Consider the following 18,444-nt stretch of genomic DNA (forward strand, 5'->3'; position numbering starts at 1 on the left):
GCCACCGGGGGCGCGGGTGGCGGCCACGGCGGCTATCGCGTCAGGCATGTCAGGCGAGGCCCGCCGCGGTCTTCCTGCGACGCGCCAGGTAGAGCCCGGCTCCGGCGACGGCGAGGACGGCCACGCCGCCCGCGGTCACCCCGGGATCGGCCAGCGCGCCTCCTCCGGTGTGCATGCCGCCGTGCGGCTTCTCGTGGCCGCCGCCCCAGGAGCCTGAGCCGTTGTCCTTGTCCTTGTAGGTGTCGGGGTCGAACCGCGGGTCGCGGCCGCCGCCGTCCTGCTTGACGGCGGCCAGCGCACCGCCCCCTGTGTGCATTCCGCCGTGGGGACGGCCGTGGCCGTCCTCGTCGTGGTCCTTGGTGTACGAAGAGCTGTCGTGGCCGGAGGAGCCGTCGTGGCTCCAGGACGAGCCGGACTGGTCCCCGTCGCCGCCGTAGGCGTGGGCGGCGGGGGCGCCGAGGGCGAGAACGGCCGAGACCGCTCCGGTGGCCAGAAGCATGCGAGCAGAACGCATGTGACGTTCCTTCCGTCGCGACCGGGCAGCTGGTGCTTCGTCAGCTGAGGTGACCCGGCCCCGATGTGAACAACCGTCAACCAGACTCCCGGACCTCACCACTTGAACGGCTCACCCGGGTGACGCGGGGACGTTCCGGACACCGCCCGTCCGGAGCGAAGCGTGCCGGGTCCGCGCAGGACACGCGCACGACGAGCCGCCTTCCATCCGTTCGGGGACGGCTGGAAGGCGGCTCACTCGGTTGCTCCGCGGTCAGCTCCGCGCGAGAACCGCCGTCAGGACCTCGCGCAGGGTCGACTCGGGGTCCTCGGCCGGGCCTTGTGAGCGCCAGGCGACGAATCCGTCGGGCCGGACGAGGACGGCGCCCTCACGGGTCGTGCCGTGGGCCGCCGCCCAGTCCGCCCCCTCCTCCGGCACCAGTTCCTCACCCATCCGGTAGGGGACGAGCGGCAGGGACAGCTGCTCGGCGAGGCGGAGGGCGGCCCGGTGCCAGCCGTCGGGCGTGGCGCCGTCGCTGAGCAGGACCAGGGAGCGTTCGTACAGGTCGAGGGTGGAGACACGCTCGCCCTGGTGACGGACCCACAGATGGGGCGCGCGGCTGCCGGGTTCACCGTTCAGGGCGAGCTTCTCCGGGACGACCGGCATCGCCGGGTCGGCGCCGAGGACGGCGCCGTGCGGGTAGCGGTAGCCGAGGGCGACGTTCAGGATGCCGCGCTGCGGGCCGCTGCCGGCGCCGGGCGGCGCGGCGAAGCCGGGGTGGCTGTGCTCGGCGGACCGTACGGCGGCGCGGGCGCTGGTGGCCTCGGCGACCGGCCGGCGTTCGGCGTCGTAGCTGTCCAGCAGGCCCTGACCGGCCCAGCCGCCGAGCACGGCGGCCAGTTTCCAGGCGAGGTTGTGCGCGTCCTGGATGCCGGTGTTGGAGCCGAAGGCGCCGGTGGGGGACATCTCGTGGGCGGAGTCGCCAGCCAGGAAGACGCGTCCGGAGCTGTAGCCGCGGGCGACGCGCTGGGCGGCGTGCCAGGGGGCCCGGCCGGTGATCTCGATGTCCAGGCCGGGGTCGCCGACCGCGCGGCGGATGTGGTCGGCGCAGCGTTCGTCGGTGAACTCCTCCAGGGTTTCCCCGTGTTCGGGGTGCCAGGGGGCGTGGAAGACCCAGTGCTCGCGGTTGTCGACCGGCAGCAGGGCGCCGTCGGCGTCGGGGCTGGTGAGGTAGCAGACGATGAACCTCCGCTCGCCCACGACGTCGGCGAGCCGGCGGGAGCGGAAGGTGATGCTGACGTTGTGGAACAGGTCGCCGGGGCCGCTCTGGCCGATGCCGAGCTGTTCGCGCACCGGGCTGCGGGGGCCGTCCGCGGCGACCAGGTAGTCGGCGCGGATGGTGGTGTGCTCGCCCGTCTGCCTGCTCTTGACGAACGCGGTGACGCCGGTGGAGTCGGCGTCGAACGACATCAGCTCGGTGGAGTAGCGCAGGTCGCCGCCGAGCCGCGCGGCGTGGTCGAGCAGGACCGGTTCCAGGTCGTTCTGGCTGCACAGGCACCAGGCGGTCGGGCTGAAGCGGGCCAGTCCGCCGCCCGGGTCGATCTCCTTGAACAGCCACTCGCCCGCGTCGCCGACCAGGGTGGGGGTCTGCAGGATGCCGTGGTTGTCGGCGAGGGTGGACGCGGCCTGATGGATCGCCGGCTCGGTGCCGGACACCCGGAACAGCTCCATCGTCCGGACGTTGTTGCCCCGGCCGCGGGGGTGGATGGAGGTGCCGGCATGGCGCTCCACGAGGGTGTGCCGCACCCCCAGCCGGCCGAGGAACAGCGAGGTGGACAGACCGACCAGTGAACCGCCGACGATCAGGACCGGCACCTTGTGCACCGTTCCGCCTGTCTGCTCGGTTCTTGCATTCATCACGCGCCTCCAGCGTGTCGCCTCCGCCGACTCGTCCGGATACGGCCGGGATCTTCATGCATGCCCCGCTCGGCGGCCGGCGGCCCAGGCTTCACCCGCATACGTGACGCCCGCTCAGCGGGCGATGGAGGCGAGCCCCGCGACACCGACCAGGTAGATGACCACCACGGCGACGCCGTCGACGCCCATGCGCGCGTACTGGTGCCGGGGACGGAGGACGAGCCCGGCCATGTAGACGACGGTGAGGATGACGCCGAGCGCGGTGAGGTAGATGTCGGTGTCGCGCGCCGCCCGGAGGATGGACCGGCTTGCCGGAGATCAGGGCGGCGGGCAGGAACAGCACGGGCAGGAAGGCGTTGCCGCCGAAGATGTCGCTGACGGCCGGCTGGTAGTCGCCCAGACGGGTGGAGGTCAGGCCGGTGCTGATCTCGGGCAGGAAGGTCGCGGTGGCCGGCACGGTCGTGCCGAACAGCACACCGCTCAGCCCCTGCCGGGCGAAGAACTCCTCGCCGGTGCGCTCGACGGCCACGCCCGCGACCAGCGTCGCCAGGGCCGCCGCGGCGAAGACCAGCCCCGCGCGGCCGGAGCCGACGCCCTGGTCGGTGGCGGCCTTCTCCTTCTTGCCCCGGGAGTGGCCGCGCGGCTCGGGCCGGCTGTCGGGCGCGTCGCCGCCCTCCCGCCACGACAGGCCGTGTCCGGCCCGGTTGAGCAGGACCAGTCCGACCAGCCACAGCACGGCGATCGCCGCGGAGGCGGGCGCCAGACGGCCGGCGTGCAGGCCGGGCGAGAGCTGGGTGCCCATGACGACCACGGCGAGGACGACGACGAGGGCGCCTTCGAGGACGAGCCGGAGGCTGGCGGCGAGCCGGGCCGGCGGGGCGCGCGGCCGTACCCCGGCGGCGTCCAGGACGGCCAACGACCGTCTGGATGGCGATGCCGCCGAGGATGTCGCCGACGGCGACGCCGAGTTGTCCGGACAGGGCCGCGCTGACGGTGACGGCGAACTCCGGCAGGTTGGTGGCGATCGCGAGCGGGACGAGCCCGCCGAGCGCGCCGCCGAGATGGAGACCTTCGGCGAGCACGTCGGTGGAGTCCGACAGTTGGACGCCCGCGTACCAGATGACGGCCGCACTGAGCAGGAACAACAGCAGCAGCACCGGTGAGCCCGGAGACCCCACGGCGCGGCGGGTACCCGATGCCGGCCGTCTGCTGCTTCCGGATGCGTGGGCGGCCCCGCGGCGGTTACCCGCCTGGTATGGCGAGACTGCATCTTCCGGGTCGGAAGGACCACCAGGACACCGACCAGGCCCCCGAGCCACCTCAGCCGCAGGAGGTCGGGCCGGGGCCCGAGGTCGAGCGACGGGCGCCCGACGCCCCCACGAAGCTGCCCGAACGGGCCTGGGGCGCGGTGTTCAAGGGGGCGCTGCGCGAGTTCACGGACGACGAACTGGCCGACCGCGCGGCGGCGTTGACGTACTACGGGGTGCTGTCGCTGTTCCCGGCGCTGCTGGTACTGGTGTCGCTGCTGGGCATCACCGGCAAGTCGGCCACCGACTCGGTGCTGAAGAACCTCCGGCAGCTCACCCCCGGTTCCGCCCGGGACATCATCACCCGGGCCGTGGAGCAGTTGCAGAACCACTCCGGCACCGGTTCGGTCATGGCGGTCGTCGGCATCCTGCTCGCGGTGTGGTCGGCGTCCGGGTATGTCGCCGCGTTCATCCGCTCGGCCAACAAGGTCTACGACATGCCCGAGGGCCGGCCGGTGTGGAAGATCCTGCCGGTGCGCCTCGGGCTGACGGTCGTGCTGATGGTGCTGGCCGTGATCAGCGCCCTGATCGTGGTCTTCACCGGCGTACTGGCCCGGCAGGCGGGGGCCGCGCTCGGCATCGGGGACACGGCGCTGACCGCGTGGTCGATCGCCAAGTGGCCCGTCCTGGTCGTTCTCGTCACGGTCATGATCGCGATCCTGTACTGGGCCGGCCCGAACGCGAAGGTCAAGGGGTTCCGCTGGATCACCCCCGGCAGCTTCCTCGCCCTGGTGATCTGGATGATCGCCTCCGCCGGCTTCGCGATCTACGTCGCGAACTTCGCGTCGTACAACAAGACCTACGGCACCATGGCCGGCGTCATCGTGTTCCTGGTCTGGCTGTGGATCAGCAACCTCGCGATCCTGCTCGGCCTGGAGTTCGACGCGGAGACGGTACGGCAGCGGGCGATCGCCGGGGGCCTGCCGCCGGACCAGGAGCCCTACACCGAGCCGCGCGACACACGGAAGTGGGACGAGGCGGACCTGCGCCGGCTGGAGGAGTCGTGACGCGTCCGGGCCCGTTCAGGCCTGCTGCTCCGGGCGGCGCAGCACCGGGCGCAGGGTCTCGATGACGTTCGGGTCGTCCACCGTGGAGGGGATGGGCTCGTCGAGGCCGTCAGCGATGCCGCGCATCGTCTTGCGCAGGATCTTCCCGGAGCGGGTCTTGGGCAGGGCCGGTACGACGGCGACGTCCTTGAGGGAGGCGACGGCGCCGATCCGTTCGCGGACGAGCCGGACGAGTTCGGCCTCGACCTCGGCGCTTTCGCGGACGGTGCCCGCCTTCAGGACGACCAGGCCGCGCGGCACCTGTCCCTTCAGGGTGTCGGCGACGCCGATCACGGCGCACTCGGCGACGTCGGGGTGGGTGGCCAGGACCTCTTCCATGCTGCCGGTGGACAGCCGGTGTCCGGCGACGTTGATGACGTCGTCGGTGCGGCCCATGACGTACACGTAGCCGTCCTCGTCGATGTGCCCGCTGTCGCCGGTGAGGTAGTAGCCGTCGTAGGCCGAGAGGTAGGAGCCGACGAAGCGGGCGTCGTCGTTCCAGAGGGTGGGCAGCGCACCGGGCGGCAGCGGAAGCCGTACGACGATCGCGCCGTCGGTCCCGGGCGGCACGGGCTGCCCGGAGGGGTCCAGGACGCGGACGTCCCAGCCGGGCAGGGGCCGGGTGGGCGAGCCGGGCCTGACGGGCGCGGCCTCGATGCCGACCGGGTTGGCGACGATGGGCCAGCCGGTCTCGGTCTGCCACCAGTGGTCGATCACCGGGATGTCGAGCAGGGCGCTCGCCCAGTGGTAGGTCTCGGGGTCCAGACGCTCTCCGGCGAGGAAGAGGTAGCGCAGACGGGAGAGGTCGTACCCGGCGGCGAGGGTGCCTTTCGGGTCCTCCTTCCGGATGGCGCGGAAGGCGGTGGGCGCGGTGAACATGGTCTTGACGCCGTACTCGGCGGCGACGCGCCAGAACTGGCCCGCGTCCGGCGTGCCGACCGGCTTGCCCTCGTACAGCACGGTCGTGGCACCGGCCAGGAGCGGTCCGTAGACGATGTACGAGTGCCCGACGACCCAGCCCACGTCGGAACCGGTGAACATGGTCTCGCCCGCGCCGACGTCGTAGACGGCGCCCATCGACCAGAGCAGGGCCACCGCGTAGCCGCCGCAGTCGCGGACGACTCCCTTGGGTTTCCCGGTCGTGCCGGACGTGTAGAGGATGTAGAGCGGGTCCGTCGCGGCCACCGGCACACAGGGGGCCGCGGGCGCGGTGGCGACCAGGTCGGCCCAGTCCAGGTCGTCCGGCCCCAACTCGGCCCGCTCCTGCGGCCGTTGCACGATCACCCGCTTCTCGGGCCGGTGCCCGGCGAGTTCGATCGCCTGGTCCAGGAGCGGCTTGTAGGGGATGAGACGCCTGCCCTCGATGCCGCAGGAGGCGGAGACGACCACCTTCGGGGCCGCGTCGTCGATGCGGACGGCGAGTTCGGGCGGGGCGAAGCCGCCGAAGACGACCGAGTGGACGGCGCCGATACGGGCGCAGGCCAGCATCGCGACGGCCGCCTCGGGGATCATCGGCATGTAGATGACCACCCGGTCGCCCCGGCCCACGCCGAGCCCGGTGAGGGCGCCGGCGAACGCGGCCACCTCGTCCCGGAGTCGGGCGTAGGTGTAGGTGCGCCGGGTGCCGGTCACCGGGGAGTCGTACACGAGCGCGGGCTGCTCGCCGCGGCCGGCCTCGACATGCCGGTCGACGGCGTTGTAACAGACGTTGAGCCGCCCGTCCGGATACCACCGGTGGAAGGGAGCGCGCGAGGAATCCAGGGCGCGGGTGGGCGCCGCCTCCCAGTCGACGGCCTCGGCCGCCCGCAGCCAGAAGGTCTCCGGGTCCTCGGCGGCGGCGCGGAAGACAGTCTCGTAACGTCCCATCGGCGCTCTCCTTCACCGGTCGTGCGGTGGCCGGTCCGCCACCGTCTCACAGGTTGATCATGTGTCCCGCCAGACCGTGGACGGCTTCCTTGACGGCCTCGCCCAGGGTGGGGTGGGCGTGGACGTTGCGGGCCACCTCGTGGACGGTCAGGTCCCACTGCTGGGCCAGGGTCAGCTCGGGCAGCAGCTCGGTGACGTCGGGGCCGATGAGGTGGCCGCCGAGGAGTTCGCCGTACTGGGCGTCGCTGATCAGCTTCACGAAACCGGTGGCGTCGCCCAGGCCGTGCGACTTGCCGTTGGCGGTGAAGGGGAACTTCGCCACCTTCACGTCGTGGCCGAGCTCGCGGGCCTGGGCCTCGGTGTAGCCGAAGCTGGCGATCTGGGGCTGGCAGTAGGTGGCGCGCGGGATCATGACGTAGTCCAGCTCCATCGTCTCCGCGTCGGCGATGGTCTCGGCGGCGATGACGCCCATCGCCTCGGCGGCGTGCGCGAGCATCAGCTTGGCCGTCACGTCGCCGATGGCGAACAGGTGGGGCACGGAGGTACGGCAGCGGCCGTCGACGTCGATCGCGCCGCGCTCGGTGACCTTCACGCCGGTGTTCTCCAGGCCGTAGCCCTCGATGTTCGGCTGGAAACCGATCGCCTGCAGCACCTTGTCGGCCTCCAGCACCTGCTGGGAGCCGTCCTTGGCGGTGACGGTGACGCGGACCTGCGGCCCGGACTCGTCGATGGCGTCGACGCGGGTGGAGGTGAGGACGTCGATGCCCAGCCGGCGGTACTGCTTGGCGAGTTCGGCGGAGACCTCGGCGTCCTCCAGGGGCGCCACGCGGTCCAGGAACTCGACGATCGTCACCTTCACGCCGTAGTTGTGCAGCACGTAGGCGAACTCGACGCCGATCGCGCCGGCGCCCGCGATGACGATGGACCGCGGGAGGTCCTCGGCGAGGATCTGCTCCTCGAACGTCACCACGCGGGCGCTGCGCTTGGTGCCGGGCAGCAGCTTCGGGGTGGCGCCGGTGGCGATGACGCAGTGGTCGAAGCGGATGGTGCGCCTCTCGCCGTCGTAACCGGCCACCTGCAGGGTGTGCGGGTCCAGGAAGGTGCCGCGGCCGTCGAACTCGGTGATCTTGTTCTTCTTCATCAGGTAGTGGACGCCCTTGACCCGGCCGTCGGCGACCTTGCGGCTGCGGCGGAACGCCTCGCCGTAGTCGAAGCTGACCTGGCCGTCCACCTTGATGCCGAAGGTCTTCGCCTCGCGCGTGAAGATGTGCGCCAGCTCCGCGTTGCGCAGCAGGGCCTTGCTGGGGATGCAGCCGACGTTCAGACAGACGCCGCCCCAGTACTTCTCCTCCACGACGGCCACGCGCTTGCCCAGTTGGGCGGCGCGAACGGCGGCGACGTATCCGCCGGGGCCGGCTCCGAGGACCACGACGTCGAAGTGCTCGCCCTGCTCGTCCATGACGTTCCTCTCTCGCGGCTGCCGGCCTGGTCCCCGGTACAGCTTCCCCGTGACTCACCTGGGCCGCACCTTAGGACGCGGCCCCGTCCCGGGCGAACGTTTTCGGCGGCCGCGGCATGCCCGCCCGGCGCGTCGTCCTGGTCACTCCAGCAGGGCCAGAAGGGGGCGCGCGGGCAGCGGGTGACGGGTGTCGCCGTGCGGGCCGGTGGTCGTGGTGGCCGTCAGCAGCGAGTTGAGGACGGACTCCTCGACGGCGTCGAGGGCGGCGGTGAACAGCGGGTCGAGCACGTCGTCCGGCACGACGGCGGGCCCGGCGGGCGTGCCCAGCGGGTTGGTGCCGAACGCCAGCCCGTAGTCGCCGCTGCCGTGTCCGTACGCGGCCCCGACCCGGGCCAGCGCGTAGACGCAGCGGCGGGCCAGCCGGGTCAGCTGACGGGCGTCCAGGGGAGCGTCGGTGGCGGCCACCACCATGCACGAACCGGCCTGTGGATCGGGCCCCTCGGCGGGCAGTCCCACGTCGGCGGGCGTGACCGTGCGCCCCCGCACCCGCAGCGTGCCGCCGAAGTTGGCCTGTACGAGAACGCCGAGCGTGATCTCCCGGCCGGCGAGCGGCAGGCGCCGGGACGAGGTGCCGATGCCGGCCTTGAAGCCCAGGGCGGTCAGCCCGGTGCCCCCGCCGACACAGCCCTCGGCGACCGGCCCGTCCGACGCCGTGTCCAGCGCGGTGCGCACGTGCTCCTCGCGCACCGGGCGCGAGCGGATGTCCGACAGGAGCCCGTCGTTGCACTCCCCCACCACCGGGTTCAGGCTCCGTGCGTCCGCTCCCTCCGGCCGCTCCAGGATCCAGCCCACCAGGGCGTCCGCGGCCCGGAAGGCGGAGAGGGTCGAGGTGAGCAGGACGGGCGTCTCGAGCGCGCCGAGTTCGGCGATCTGGGTGGCGCCGATCAGCTTGCCGTAGCCGTTGCCCGCGAACACCCCGGCCGGCAGCGGACGGTCGGGGCCCACTGCGTCCGGCACGATCGCGGTGACCCCGCTGTGCACCCGTGGCGGACGGATCAGCGTGGTGTGCCCGACGCGGATGCCGGGCACGTCCGTGAGCGCGTTGTGCGGGCCGGTGGGCAGCTCGCCGACGGTGACGCCGAGATCGCGGGACCGGGGGCGGGCGGTGGGCGGTGGATGCATGGCCGGCACGGTATCCGCATCGACGGCCCGCTCGCTCCGGCCCGCCCCGACTCAGGGTCCCAGGGCCGACAGCGGGTCGTCGAACAGCGCGAGCCGGGCGGTGATGCGCTTGCCCACGGGCTCCCTCTTCGCCTCGAAGCCCTGCACCACCGCCAGCACGATCTCCAGACCGTGCTGCCCGACCCGTCCGGCGTCCGCGGCCCGGGCCACCGGAAGCACCGGGTCGGTGTCCCACACGCCGATCTCCAGCACGCTGTCCGCGATGCCCAGCTGCAGCAGGACCGGCCCCGGGGCGTACTTCAGGGCGTTGGTGACCAGCTCGCTGACCACCAGCTGCGCCAGGTCCACGGTGCGGGCCGACACGGGCAGCTCGTGCTCGGACTGAGCGCGGGCCAGGAACCTCGTCGCCTCGTTCCTGGCGTCGGCGATACAGCCTGCGGCCCCGTCCAAGGCCACGGTCACGTCGGCAGGTGCATCCGGCATCCGGGAACACTCCTCGGGCGGGACAGTCTCCTTGCCGACACAAGCAAGTACCCCGTTCATGGTCGCGCGACTACCCCGTGACGCGCGTACTACTCCTGTGTCACGGGCAACTCGTGCGCCGGGGCGTGCATCGTGTCGGCGGTCCCGGGGCAGCGTTGGCAACAGAGACGTGACACAGGCTCTCAGCCCCACCGAGTGCGCTAAGGACACCAGTGGCAGACAACAACGAAGCTGCGGGTCACGGCCGGCTGTCCGTGGTCCGCGACGATGTCGACGGCATCGCCGTCCTCGGCCTCCGCGGCGAGGTCGACTACCAGAGCGTGGGTGCCCTGAGCGAGGCCGTGCCCGAGCCGAGCGGTGACGGCCTGCGGATCGTCGTCGATCTGAGCGGGGTCACGTTCATGGACTCCAGCGGCGTCAACGCCCTGATCGCCGCCCACCGGACCACCCGGGCCGCGCAGGGGTGGCTCCGGCTCGCGGGGGCCCGGGGCGCGGTGCTGCGCACCGTGCAGCTGGTGGGTCTGGACGGCCTCGTGTCCTGTCACCCGACCGTCGAGGACGCCATGGCGGCGTGAGGGCCCGGCCGTGAGCGGGCCGGGCGCCGCGGAGCCACGGCCCGGCCCTCGCCCGGTCACGCCGTGCGCGGGTCGTGGGCCGCGTGATGTCCTGTTTGTGGTGCCTCTTCTCAGTGGTGCGCTTGTGGTGCCTCTCCTCAGTGGTGCCCCCTCCGCGGTGTGCTGCGTCCCCGCGGTGCTGCGTCCCTGCGGTGATTCGTCCCCGTGGTGATTCTCCGTGAGGGGGCATACGGGAAGGACACGCGGAACGGTCCGCGTGCCGCGGCCGGGCGAACGGCGGCCGGCGGCTCGATCGGCAGGAGGCAGGACGTGGCGGAGCCGGTGAACAGGCAGACCCGGCGGAAGCGGGCCGTACCCGCCCCCTCCGCCGAGCTGGCCGGGGCGCTGGAAGCCATCGGGACCGGCGCCTACGTGGTGGACGAGGAAGGCTGCATCATCGCCGTCAACGCCCGCACCGAGCGGCTGCTGGCGCGGTCCGCCGAAGACCTCCTCGGGCACGACGCGCACGATCTGCTGCATCGCGGGCCGCAGGGCCAGCTCCTGCCGAGGACGCAGTGCACCATGCGGCAGGCGTTCCACGCCAGACGCCCGGCCCAGGCCGACCAGGACCACTTCGCCCGGGGGGACGGCTCGCTGCTGCCCATCTCCTGGACTCTCGCCCCGTACGACGTCGACGGGGACGGCGACGACAGTGCCACGCTCGTCGTCTTCCACCCCGTCGAGCCCCCGCTGGAGACCGCCCCCGAGCCGGAGCCGGCGGCCGAGCCCATGCCGGAACTCGAACGGCTGGCCCTGCTGGCCGAGACCACGACCCGGCTCACCTCCACGCTCGACGCCGAGGAGACCCTGCGCCGGCTGGTCGAGCTGGTCGTGCCGCGGCTGGGCGACTGGGCGGTCGTCGACCTGATCAGCGAGCGTGACGAGGTGTGGCGCACCGTGGTGGCCCACGCCGAGGAGGGTGCGCTGAGCCACCGCGAGGACCTGCAGGGTCCGATGCCGCCGGTGCCGGAGTCGTCCCCCATGCCGCTGTCCCGGGCGCTGCGCGGTGTCGCCTCCACCCTGGCGGACCAGCAGACGTACCAGCAGCCCCCGGACGCGGGCATCGCGGTCGAGCAGCGCCGCCTGTTCGACGCCACCGGAATGCACTCCGCGGCCATCGCCCCCATCCGCAGCACGCGCGACGTGCTGGGCGCCCTGACCGTCGGCCGGGCCGAGAACCCCGTGCCGTTCGCCCCCACCGATCTGCCGCTGATCGAGGACATCGCCCGGCGTGCCGGACTCGCGCTGGACAACGCCCGTCTCTACCAGCGCCAGCGCAAGATCGCCGAGACCATGCAGAACCATCTGCTGCCCCAGATGCCCACCGTCAGGGACCTGGAGATGACGGTCCGCTACCTGCCCGCGCCCCACGCCTCGCAGGTCGGCGGTGACTGGTACGACGCCTTCTCGCTCTCCGACGGCTCCACGGCCCTCGCCGTCGGCGACGTCGTCGGACACGACCTGGAGGCCGCGGCCGGCATGGCGCAGCTGCGCAACATGCTGCGCGCCTACGCCTGGTCCCAACAGGAACCGCCCAGCCGGATCGTCGAGCGGCTCGACGAGGCGATCCAGCACATCACCGACGTCTCCATGGCCACCGTGGTCCTCGCCCGGATCGAGGCCGAGGACCAGGGCCACTGGCGGCTGTCCTGGACCAACGCGGGCCACCCCCCGCCCTTGCTGATCAGCCGCGACGGACTGACCCAGTACCTCACCGCGGGCCACGGCATCCTGCTGGGGACGGGGGCCCGCACCACCCGCCCCGACGCCGGCGTCTCCCTGCCGCCCGGTTCCACCCTGGTGCTCTACACCGACGGTCTCGTCGAGGACCGCGGCCACACCCTGGACGCCGGCCTGAACAGGCTGCGCCGGCACGCCGCCGCCCTCGCCCACCGCCCGCTCGGGGCCTTCACGGACCAGCTGCTGCGTCGCGTCCGCCCCGCCGGGAACGACGACGACGTGGCGCTCCTGGCCCTGCGCACCCCGGACCGCTGACCGGGGCCCGGGGCCCGGTGTTTTCTGGCGAAGGAGCTGCTGCGGTGACCGGGGTGAGCGGGGGTCAGTCCCGCGCCACCACGCGCAGCGTCTTCACCGAGGGGTCGGCGGCGTCCGGGATCAGGACGCCGTGCTCGACGCCGCTGCGCAGGTAGTCGAGGACCGCGTCGGTGATGACCTCACCGGGGGCGATGGCCGGCACGCCCGGCGGGTAGGGGCTGATCATCTCGGCGGCGATACGGCCGGCGGCGCTCTCCGCGGGCACGTGGTCGACCTCGGCGAAGAACGCCTCCCGGGGCAGCATGGCCTGCTCCAGTTCCAGCGCGGAGGGCGCGGGCAGCCGCACCGGGGGCCGGCGCTCGATGGTGTCGGCGCCGTCGACGAGGGCGCGCAGGGCGTCCAGCAGCACCTTCTCGGTCTCGTCGTCGTCGGCGTGGGTGATGGAGGCGCTGAGGCGGCAGGTGTCGGAGCCGCCGACGTCCACATGGCGTTCGGCCCGCAGCCACTCGGCGGCCTGCATGCCGCTGATGCCGAGTTCCCGTACGTCGATCACGATCTTCAGGGGGTCGAAGTCGGCGGCCAGCCCCTCCTCCACGACCTCCTGTCCCATGGGCCTGAGGCCCGGCAGGTCACCGGCGGCCGAACGGACGCGTTCGGCGCGGCGCAGGGCGGCGTCCAGGAGTTCGTGCCCCTGCTCGACCATCTGGCGCCGCCAGCCGTCGAGGGTGGCGTACACCAGCGTGGAGGCACTGGTGGTGCCCAGCAGGTCCTCCCGCTGCTTGAGCGCCTCCGGCGACACGCGGTCGTACTGGACGTGGAAGACGGAGCTCTGCTCGATCGCGCCGCCCATCTTGTGCACGCTGGTGAGGACCAGGTCCGCCTCGGCGTCCATGCCCCAGGCGGGCAGCTCGGGGTGGAAGGGCAGATGGGCGCCCCAGGCCTCGTCGACGATGAGCGGGACGCCGAACTCGTGGCAGACCCGGGCCACGCCCCGGATGTCGGCGCAGGTCCCCCAGTCGGTGGGCGTGATCAGCAGCATGCCCTTGGCGTCGGGGTGTTCCTCGAGGCGGCGGCGTACGTCGTCGGGCTCCGGGGGGTGGGCGATGTGCCGCTCCTCGTCGAACTTGGGGTGGACCCAGATCGGTTCGACCCCGTTGACGACGACGGCGGAGATCACCGACTTGTGCGCGTTGCGGGAGATCAGCAGCTTCTCGCCGGGACCGGCCACGGCCAGCATGGCGGTCTTGACCGACAGGGAGCTGCCGCACGTGGAGAAGAACGCCTGCTCGGCGCCGACCGCGTCCGCCATCAGCTCCTGGGCCTGGCTCAGCACGCCCTGGGACTGGCGGCGGTCGTCGAGTCCGTTGAGGGAGAGGACGTCCGAGCGGAACACGTCGAGGCCGACGATCTCCACCACGCGCGGGTCGGCGCCACGGCCCTGCTTGTGACCGGGCGGCCCGAAGACGACGTCTCCGCGGCGCCGGAAGTCCTCGAGAGCCTCCAGCACGGGCACCCGTGAGTGATCCATGGTTCCTCCCACGTCCCTTCCCGAGTCCGGGCATCGTGCCGGACGGGCGCGCGGTTCTCGCGCTCTGAGCTTCCGTGTTGACCACGTGGGCGTGCTCAAACGCCGCGCAGCTCGCGCGACAGGCCGGGACGGGAGGCCGCCGCACCGGTGACCGGGGGCGCGGCCGCATCCCGTCCGGCCCCTCCCGGTCGCGGACCGCGGTCGCCGCGCTCGCCGCGGGTTTCGTCGATCAGCATGTCCACACAGGCCGGCAGGCCCTCCGCCTGGGCCGTACGGCGTATCCGGCGAGCGGCGCTGCCCTCGGCCAGGGCCTGCTCGGTCAGCTCGGAGACGGTCTGCCAGTCGCCGTGGGCCTCGAGCGCGGGACGCAGCCGGGTGAGCAGCTTACGGACGACCTGTGCGGCGGGGGCGTCCCGATGGGTCTCGGGGTCCACCAGGGCGCCTTCGAGGCCCGAGCGGGCGGCCCGCCACGACGCGCCGCGCAACCACTCCTGGCGGCCTTCGCAGGGCGTCGTACCCGCCCCGCGGTGTTCCAGGACGTCGGTCACCAGGGCGCGGAACAGGCCTGCGACGAGTACGACGCTCTCGACCCGCGGGCAGGCGTCGCAGATGCGCAGTTCCAGCGTCCGCAGGTGCGCTGAGGGCCGTACGTCGTAATAGATCATGCCCGGGTCGCTGATGATCCCGGACCGTACGAGGTCGTCCACCGCGGCGTCGTACGCGGCCGCGCTGGAGAAACAGCCCACCGGGCCCGCGGTCGGCCAGCGCTGCCACAGCAGGGTGCGCCAGCTGGCGTAGCCGGTGTCGGTCCCCTGCCAGTAGGGCGAGCTGGCGGACAGTGCCAGCAGCACGGCCAGCCAGGGCGAGAGCGCGCACATGACCGTCACGGCGGTGTCGCGGTCGGGTACGTCCACATGGATCTGCGCGCTGCAGATGAGCTGCTCGTCGGCGACCCGGCGGTACTCCTCGACCATGTGGCGGTAGCGCGCGTCGTCGGTGGGGTGCCCGGAGGCTGCGGGGGCCAGGGGTGCCGTGCCCGCCGCCAGCACCGCGAGCCCGAGGGAGGACGCGGCGGCGTCCAGCCGCCGTCTCGTCTGTGCCAGGTCGGTGTGGAGGTCGTCGAGGGTGGCGTGCACTCCGGTGTTCGTCTCCACGATGGACTGGTGCAGTTCCGCGGTGAAGGTCCGCCGGGGCAGCAGCCGCAGCAGTTCGTCGGCGCGCGGCACGACCAGTCCGCTGTCCGCCGCCAGGAGGTGGAACTCCTCCTCCGCTCCGATGCGTATGTTCACGGCACTCCTCGAGGTACTCCGGCCGCTGCCTCCCAGGTGCCCAACCCGCCGATCGATAAGCCCGAAATGTGCGCTTGACGGGCCTGTTTCACGCGGCTCGCTGGGAGGCGGCGGCGTCCGGGCGCAGGTCGTCCAGGGTCAGCGGGTGGGCCGGGGGGTCGGGCAGGGCGAGGTGATGGGTGGTGTGCAGGTCGGGGCCGACGTGGAGGAGCTCGCCGGGGCGGAGGGGACGCCAGTGGGGGTGGTCGTCCATGCGTTCGCTGGCGACGACGACCGCGGGGTGGCCGGCCAGGTGCTGGGAATGGACGCGGATGCGGCCGTGCGAGCCGCTGTGGTCCAGGTGCCGGTCGCCGTGCAGGCCGCCGGCCGGGCGCTCGAGGACGTACAGCTCGTGGGTGTCCGGGTAGCGCAGGGCCCAGAGTTCGTCGCGGGTGACGAGGACCAGGTTGAGGGCGTAGACGGGCAGGTTCCGGGCGATCCAGCGCGCGGCGTGCTCGATGCCGGCGGTGATGTCACCGTCGCGGCTGCGGGTCTCCCGGGTGATCAGGGCGAAGAACCGCTCGGAGTCGGTGTCGCCCGCGACCAGCGACCGGTCGTCGCCCAGGTGTGCGTCGAGGTCGTCGAGTCCCTCGACGACCCCGTTGTGCGCGAACAGGCGCCCGTCCTGCTGGAAGGGGTGCGTGTTGCGGGCCTCCAGGTTGCCGGTGGAGGCGAAGCGCACATGGGCGAGGAAGGTGGCGGACCGCACCTGCCGGGCCTCCTGGGCGAAGGCGCGGTCCCGGTAGGCGGCGATGGGGGCCTTGTCGACGTGCGGGGCGCCGCCCGCGTCGAAGTAGCCCAGGCCGGTGCCGTCGGGGTCGTGATGGCTCTGCCGGCTGAGACTGTCAGGGGCGTCGAGAAGCCAGAACGTGGCGTGGGTGCGCTCCGGAGCGCTGCTGAGACCGAACAGACGGCACACGGGATGCCTCCTTGGTCGGCGTTCGCCGGTCGGTGGCGGCAGGAGCTGTCCAGTACGGACAGGATGCGCCACGGATCCCGCCCGAGCAGGTCGAGGGCGCCCCGGGCACGCGCCCCGCCGTCGGACGGACTGCCGCACACGACCGAACCGCTCGCGCTGGTCGCGGGGTTCTTCCCGTACGCCGCCCCGCGCCGCCGACACGACCCGGCCCCGGCGCCCGCCCGGGCCGGCTTCTTCCCACCAGATCCGGTACGGCGTGGACGTCACCCCCTACTGAGCGTCGCATGTGGCGCATATGACGAAACGAGCGGTTGACCGGGCCAGCCGGGGCACTCGCCGACCGTCAGGAGATTCCGGAACGTGGAGGGACATCATGAGCACGTCCACGCGAAGCGCCGGTGAGGGGCCGGGGACCCAGAGACTCCTCGGCATCTATCTCAACGATCACCTGGCGGGTGCGACGGCCGGCGCCGAGCTGGTGCGCCGGATGGTCCAGGAACACGGTGATTCCGTCTTCGGAGACGACCTGCGGGATCTGGCGGCGCAGATCTCCCAGGACCGGCGGACCCTGCTGCGGTTGATGGCGGACCTGCGCTTTCCCGTGCGGCGGTACAAGGTCTACGGGGCGTGGCTGGGTGAGAAGCTCGCGCGGGCGAAGCCCAACGGCCGTCTGGTGCGCCGCTCCGGGCTCAGCGTGCTGGCCGAGCTGGAGGCGATGCGGTCGGGCGTGGCCGGCAAGGCACTGCTGTGGCGCTCCCTGCTCGCCGCCTCCGCGCGGGACACCCGCCTCGACCCGGCGCGGGTGGAGGAGCTGCTGGGGCGGGCGGAACGGCAGATCGAGGTCCTGGACGCCCTGCACACCAGGGCCGGCACGGCGCTGTTCGGCGCCGAGCGGGTGTCCTCGGGAGCCGCGTGACACGGTGGCGCCGAGCGAGGCTCCTCACGCCCCGAGGTGGGCCACCATCGTGTTCAACGTGCCGGCCAGCACGTCCAGTTCGCGCTCCGACGGGGAGTCCGTGCCGATCCGGTCGGCGAGTTCCGCGCCGGACATGACCTCGACGGCGCCCGCGTACCAGTCCGTGTTCCGTTCCGCGGCGGCGATCACCCGGGCCCGGCCCTCCAGGAGCACCAGCGTGGCGGAGTCCTCGCGTGCCGCGAGGAGTTCCCGGACATGGTCACGGGTGACCGGCCCGGACGCATCGGGCCGCCGCGTGCCCTCCGGTCCCGTCCGGGGTCGTGGGTCCTCCTCCGACTCGTCGTCGTCGCGTTCGCCCTCCGCCTGGGAGGGAGTCGTACGAGGCGGCTCGGGACGGTCCTCTGCGGAACCTGTCGGCATGTCGTCGTCCCGGTCGCCCTCGGCCTGGGACGGTGTGTACTCGCTCATCGGGGGCCTCTGCAGGATCATCCGGCGCTGACGGCGGGCCGATCCGCCGGGCACGAGCACTCCGAGACGGGTGCCCGACCGCGCGGGGGCGGCGACGTGCGGATCCTCCCGTGGGCGTGCCGGGTGCCCGCCGCGCCGTCGGCCAAACGGAGCGGCGGCCGCCGCGGGCTCGCCGCCCCGGGACCGGCACGTCGCCGCCGCGTCGCCGTGCCCGTGACGGCCCGATGATGCCGGCCCTCAGCGTCGCCCGGCGCGCACGGCTCCGCTTCGAGGGCTGGATCGACGCTCGTGCCGGACAGCCCGTGACGAACGTTCGCGGTGGCTTCGGCGTCTGAGAAGCGGGCGGCGCGGGGAGCGCCGGGCCGTACGAAGGAGGCGCCGATGGTCCGAGCTGCTGGCCGCCGTGCCCGTACCGCGTCCGCGGCCGTCTGTCTGGCGCTCGCGGTCGTCGGCTGTTCCGGACCGGACATCCGCAGCGGTGCGCCCCCGCTGAAGCTGTGCGGGGTCACGTTCTGGAGCGGCGCGGAGGGTATTGGGGCGACCCGGCTGACCACGTCCACCCGGGGCATGCCGGCCGCTCCGGCCGCCTCCCGGCTTCCCGCGTCCGCCGCGCGGCACGACGGCGGTCCGCCGCCGCGGGTCGTCTCCGTCTCCGCCGACTGCTCCCACGGCCGTACCGTCGTCGTCTCCCCCGCCGCCTCCGTGCGGGTGCGGACTGTGGCGAAGGACGGCGCCGGTCGCGTCCTCGCACTCTCCCTCGTCCCGGCGAGGCCCGGCGCGTCGGTGCAGGTGCACGTCTACGCCTACGCCGGTGCGCGCCCGGCCGGCCAGGTGCTCACCGTCGTACCCTGACGGGACGGGACCGACACCGGGGCCGCCGCACACGGCTCGGCTCTCGCGCACAGCGGTCTGGCATACCGTAC

The 18,444-nt window shown here is 72.9% G+C and carries 16 protein-coding genes and 1 pseudogene; 5 read left to right on the forward strand and 12 right to left on the reverse strand.

Annotated features, from left to right (window positions below):
• Positions 1-49: 49 nt before the first annotated feature.
• The 4 genes and pseudogenes from MKW14_RS36530 to MKW14_RS41705 all read right to left on the reverse strand — a co-directional run.
• A complete protein-coding gene (locus MKW14_RS36530; RefSeq protein WP_240870443.1) occupies positions 50-514 on the reverse strand; it encodes a hypothetical protein in 465 nt (154 codons plus the stop codon).
• Positions 515-766: 252 nt separating this feature from the next.
• Entirely contained in the window at positions 767-2,410 is a 1,644-nt protein-coding gene (locus MKW14_RS36535; protein ID WP_240870445.1) for an FAD-dependent oxidoreductase, read from the reverse strand.
• A 91-nt stretch (positions 2,411-2,501) separates the two neighbouring features.
• The gene (locus tag MKW14_RS36540) at positions 2,502-3,326 is read right to left on the reverse strand and encodes a calcium:cation antiporter family protein (RefSeq protein ID WP_240870447.1); all 825 of its coding nucleotides are present in this window, start codon (positions 3,324-3,326) and stop codon (positions 2,502-2,504) included.
• Positions 3,327-3,381: 55 nt separating this feature from the next.
• Positions 3,382-3,729: pseudogene (locus MKW14_RS41705) on the reverse strand (calcium:cation antiporter family protein); the annotation flags it as partial.
• Here MKW14_RS41705 and MKW14_RS36545 point away from each other — a divergent pair.
• Complete coding sequence (locus tag MKW14_RS36545) at positions 3,666-4,724, forward strand: YihY/virulence factor BrkB family protein (RefSeq protein ID WP_240870448.1); 1,059 nt, start codon at positions 3,666-3,668, stop codon at positions 4,722-4,724. The pseudogene MKW14_RS41705 and the gene MKW14_RS36545 sit on opposite strands and share 64 nt — an antisense overlap.
• A 15-nt stretch (positions 4,725-4,739) precedes the next feature.
• Here the strand turns inward: MKW14_RS36545 and MKW14_RS36550 are convergent, their stop codons facing one another.
• From MKW14_RS36550 to MKW14_RS36565, 4 genes are all read right to left on the reverse strand, one after another.
• Positions 4,740-6,629 carry a propionyl-CoA synthetase gene (locus MKW14_RS36550; protein ID WP_240870450.1) on the reverse strand — a complete coding sequence of 630 codons (1,890 nt, stop codon included), beginning with the start codon at positions 6,627-6,629 and terminating at the stop codon, positions 4,740-4,742.
• 46 nt (positions 6,630-6,675) lie between these two features.
• Positions 6,676-8,088 carry a dihydrolipoyl dehydrogenase gene (gene lpdA / locus MKW14_RS36555; RefSeq protein WP_240870451.1) on the reverse strand — a complete coding sequence of 471 codons (1,413 nt, stop codon included), beginning with the start codon at positions 8,086-8,088 and terminating at the stop codon, positions 6,676-6,678.
• 141 nt (positions 8,089-8,229) lie between these two features.
• The gene (locus MKW14_RS36560) at positions 8,230-9,270 is read right to left on the reverse strand and encodes a P1 family peptidase (RefSeq protein ID WP_240870452.1); all 1,041 of its coding nucleotides are present in this window, start codon (positions 9,268-9,270) and stop codon (positions 8,230-8,232) included.
• A gap of 51 nt (positions 9,271-9,321) precedes the next feature.
• On the reverse strand, positions 9,322-9,753 hold the full coding sequence (locus tag MKW14_RS36565; protein ID WP_240870453.1) for an ATP-binding protein: 432 nt from the start codon (positions 9,751-9,753) through the stop codon (positions 9,322-9,324).
• 212 nt (positions 9,754-9,965) lie between these two features.
• Between MKW14_RS36565 and MKW14_RS36570 the strand changes: the two genes are divergently transcribed.
• Both MKW14_RS36570 and MKW14_RS36575 read left to right on the forward strand, forming a co-directional pair.
• The gene (locus tag MKW14_RS36570; protein ID WP_240870454.1) at positions 9,966-10,328 is read left to right on the forward strand and encodes an STAS domain-containing protein; all 363 of its coding nucleotides are present in this window, start codon (positions 9,966-9,968) and stop codon (positions 10,326-10,328) included.
• A 309-nt stretch (positions 10,329-10,637) separates the two neighbouring features.
• Positions 10,638-12,362 (forward strand): SpoIIE family protein phosphatase, encoded by a 1,725-nt coding sequence (locus MKW14_RS36575; RefSeq protein WP_240870456.1) that lies wholly within the window; start codon positions 10,638-10,640, stop codon positions 12,360-12,362.
• A 64-nt stretch (positions 12,363-12,426) separates the two neighbouring features.
• Here the strand turns inward: MKW14_RS36575 and MKW14_RS36580 are convergent, their stop codons facing one another.
• The 3 genes from MKW14_RS36580 to MKW14_RS36590 form a co-directional block, all read right to left on the reverse strand.
• Positions 12,427-13,890 carry an aminotransferase class I/II-fold pyridoxal phosphate-dependent enzyme gene (locus MKW14_RS36580; RefSeq protein ID WP_240870458.1) on the reverse strand — a complete coding sequence of 488 codons (1,464 nt, stop codon included), beginning with the start codon at positions 13,888-13,890 and terminating at the stop codon, positions 12,427-12,429.
• Between the two features lie 95 nt (positions 13,891-13,985).
• Positions 13,986-15,179, reverse strand: a complete 1,194-nt coding sequence (locus tag MKW14_RS36585) for a carboxylate-amine ligase (protein WP_240870460.1) — start codon at positions 15,177-15,179, stop codon at positions 13,986-13,988.
• Positions 15,180-15,267: 88 nt separating this feature from the next.
• The gene (locus tag MKW14_RS36590) at positions 15,268-16,137 is read right to left on the reverse strand and encodes a class II glutamine amidotransferase (protein WP_240870461.1); all 870 of its coding nucleotides are present in this window, start codon (positions 16,135-16,137) and stop codon (positions 15,268-15,270) included.
• Positions 16,138-16,510: 373 nt separating this feature from the next.
• Here MKW14_RS36590 and MKW14_RS36595 point away from each other — a divergent pair, with 373 nt between their 5' ends.
• The gene (locus MKW14_RS36595; RefSeq protein WP_240870462.1) at positions 16,511-17,053 is read left to right on the forward strand and encodes a hypothetical protein; all 543 of its coding nucleotides are present in this window, start codon (positions 16,511-16,513) and stop codon (positions 17,051-17,053) included.
• 24 nt (positions 17,054-17,077) lie between these two features.
• Here the strand turns inward: MKW14_RS36595 and MKW14_RS36600 are convergent, their stop codons facing one another.
• Entirely contained in the window at positions 17,078-17,521 is a 444-nt protein-coding gene (locus MKW14_RS36600; RefSeq protein ID WP_240870496.1) for a hypothetical protein, read from the reverse strand.
• Between the two features lie 381 nt (positions 17,522-17,902).
• On the opposite strand from MKW14_RS36600, the gene MKW14_RS36605 reads away from it, so the two are divergent.
• Positions 17,903-18,373, forward strand: coding sequence for a hypothetical protein (locus tag MKW14_RS36605; RefSeq protein ID WP_240870464.1), 471 nt, complete (start codon positions 17,903-17,905; stop codon positions 18,371-18,373).
• Positions 18,374-18,444: the final 71 nt, after the last annotated feature.

Source organism: Streptomyces gilvus (genome assembly GCF_022513565.1).
Lineage (GTDB): Bacteria > Actinomycetota > Actinomycetes > Streptomycetales > Streptomycetaceae > Streptomyces > Streptomyces gilvus.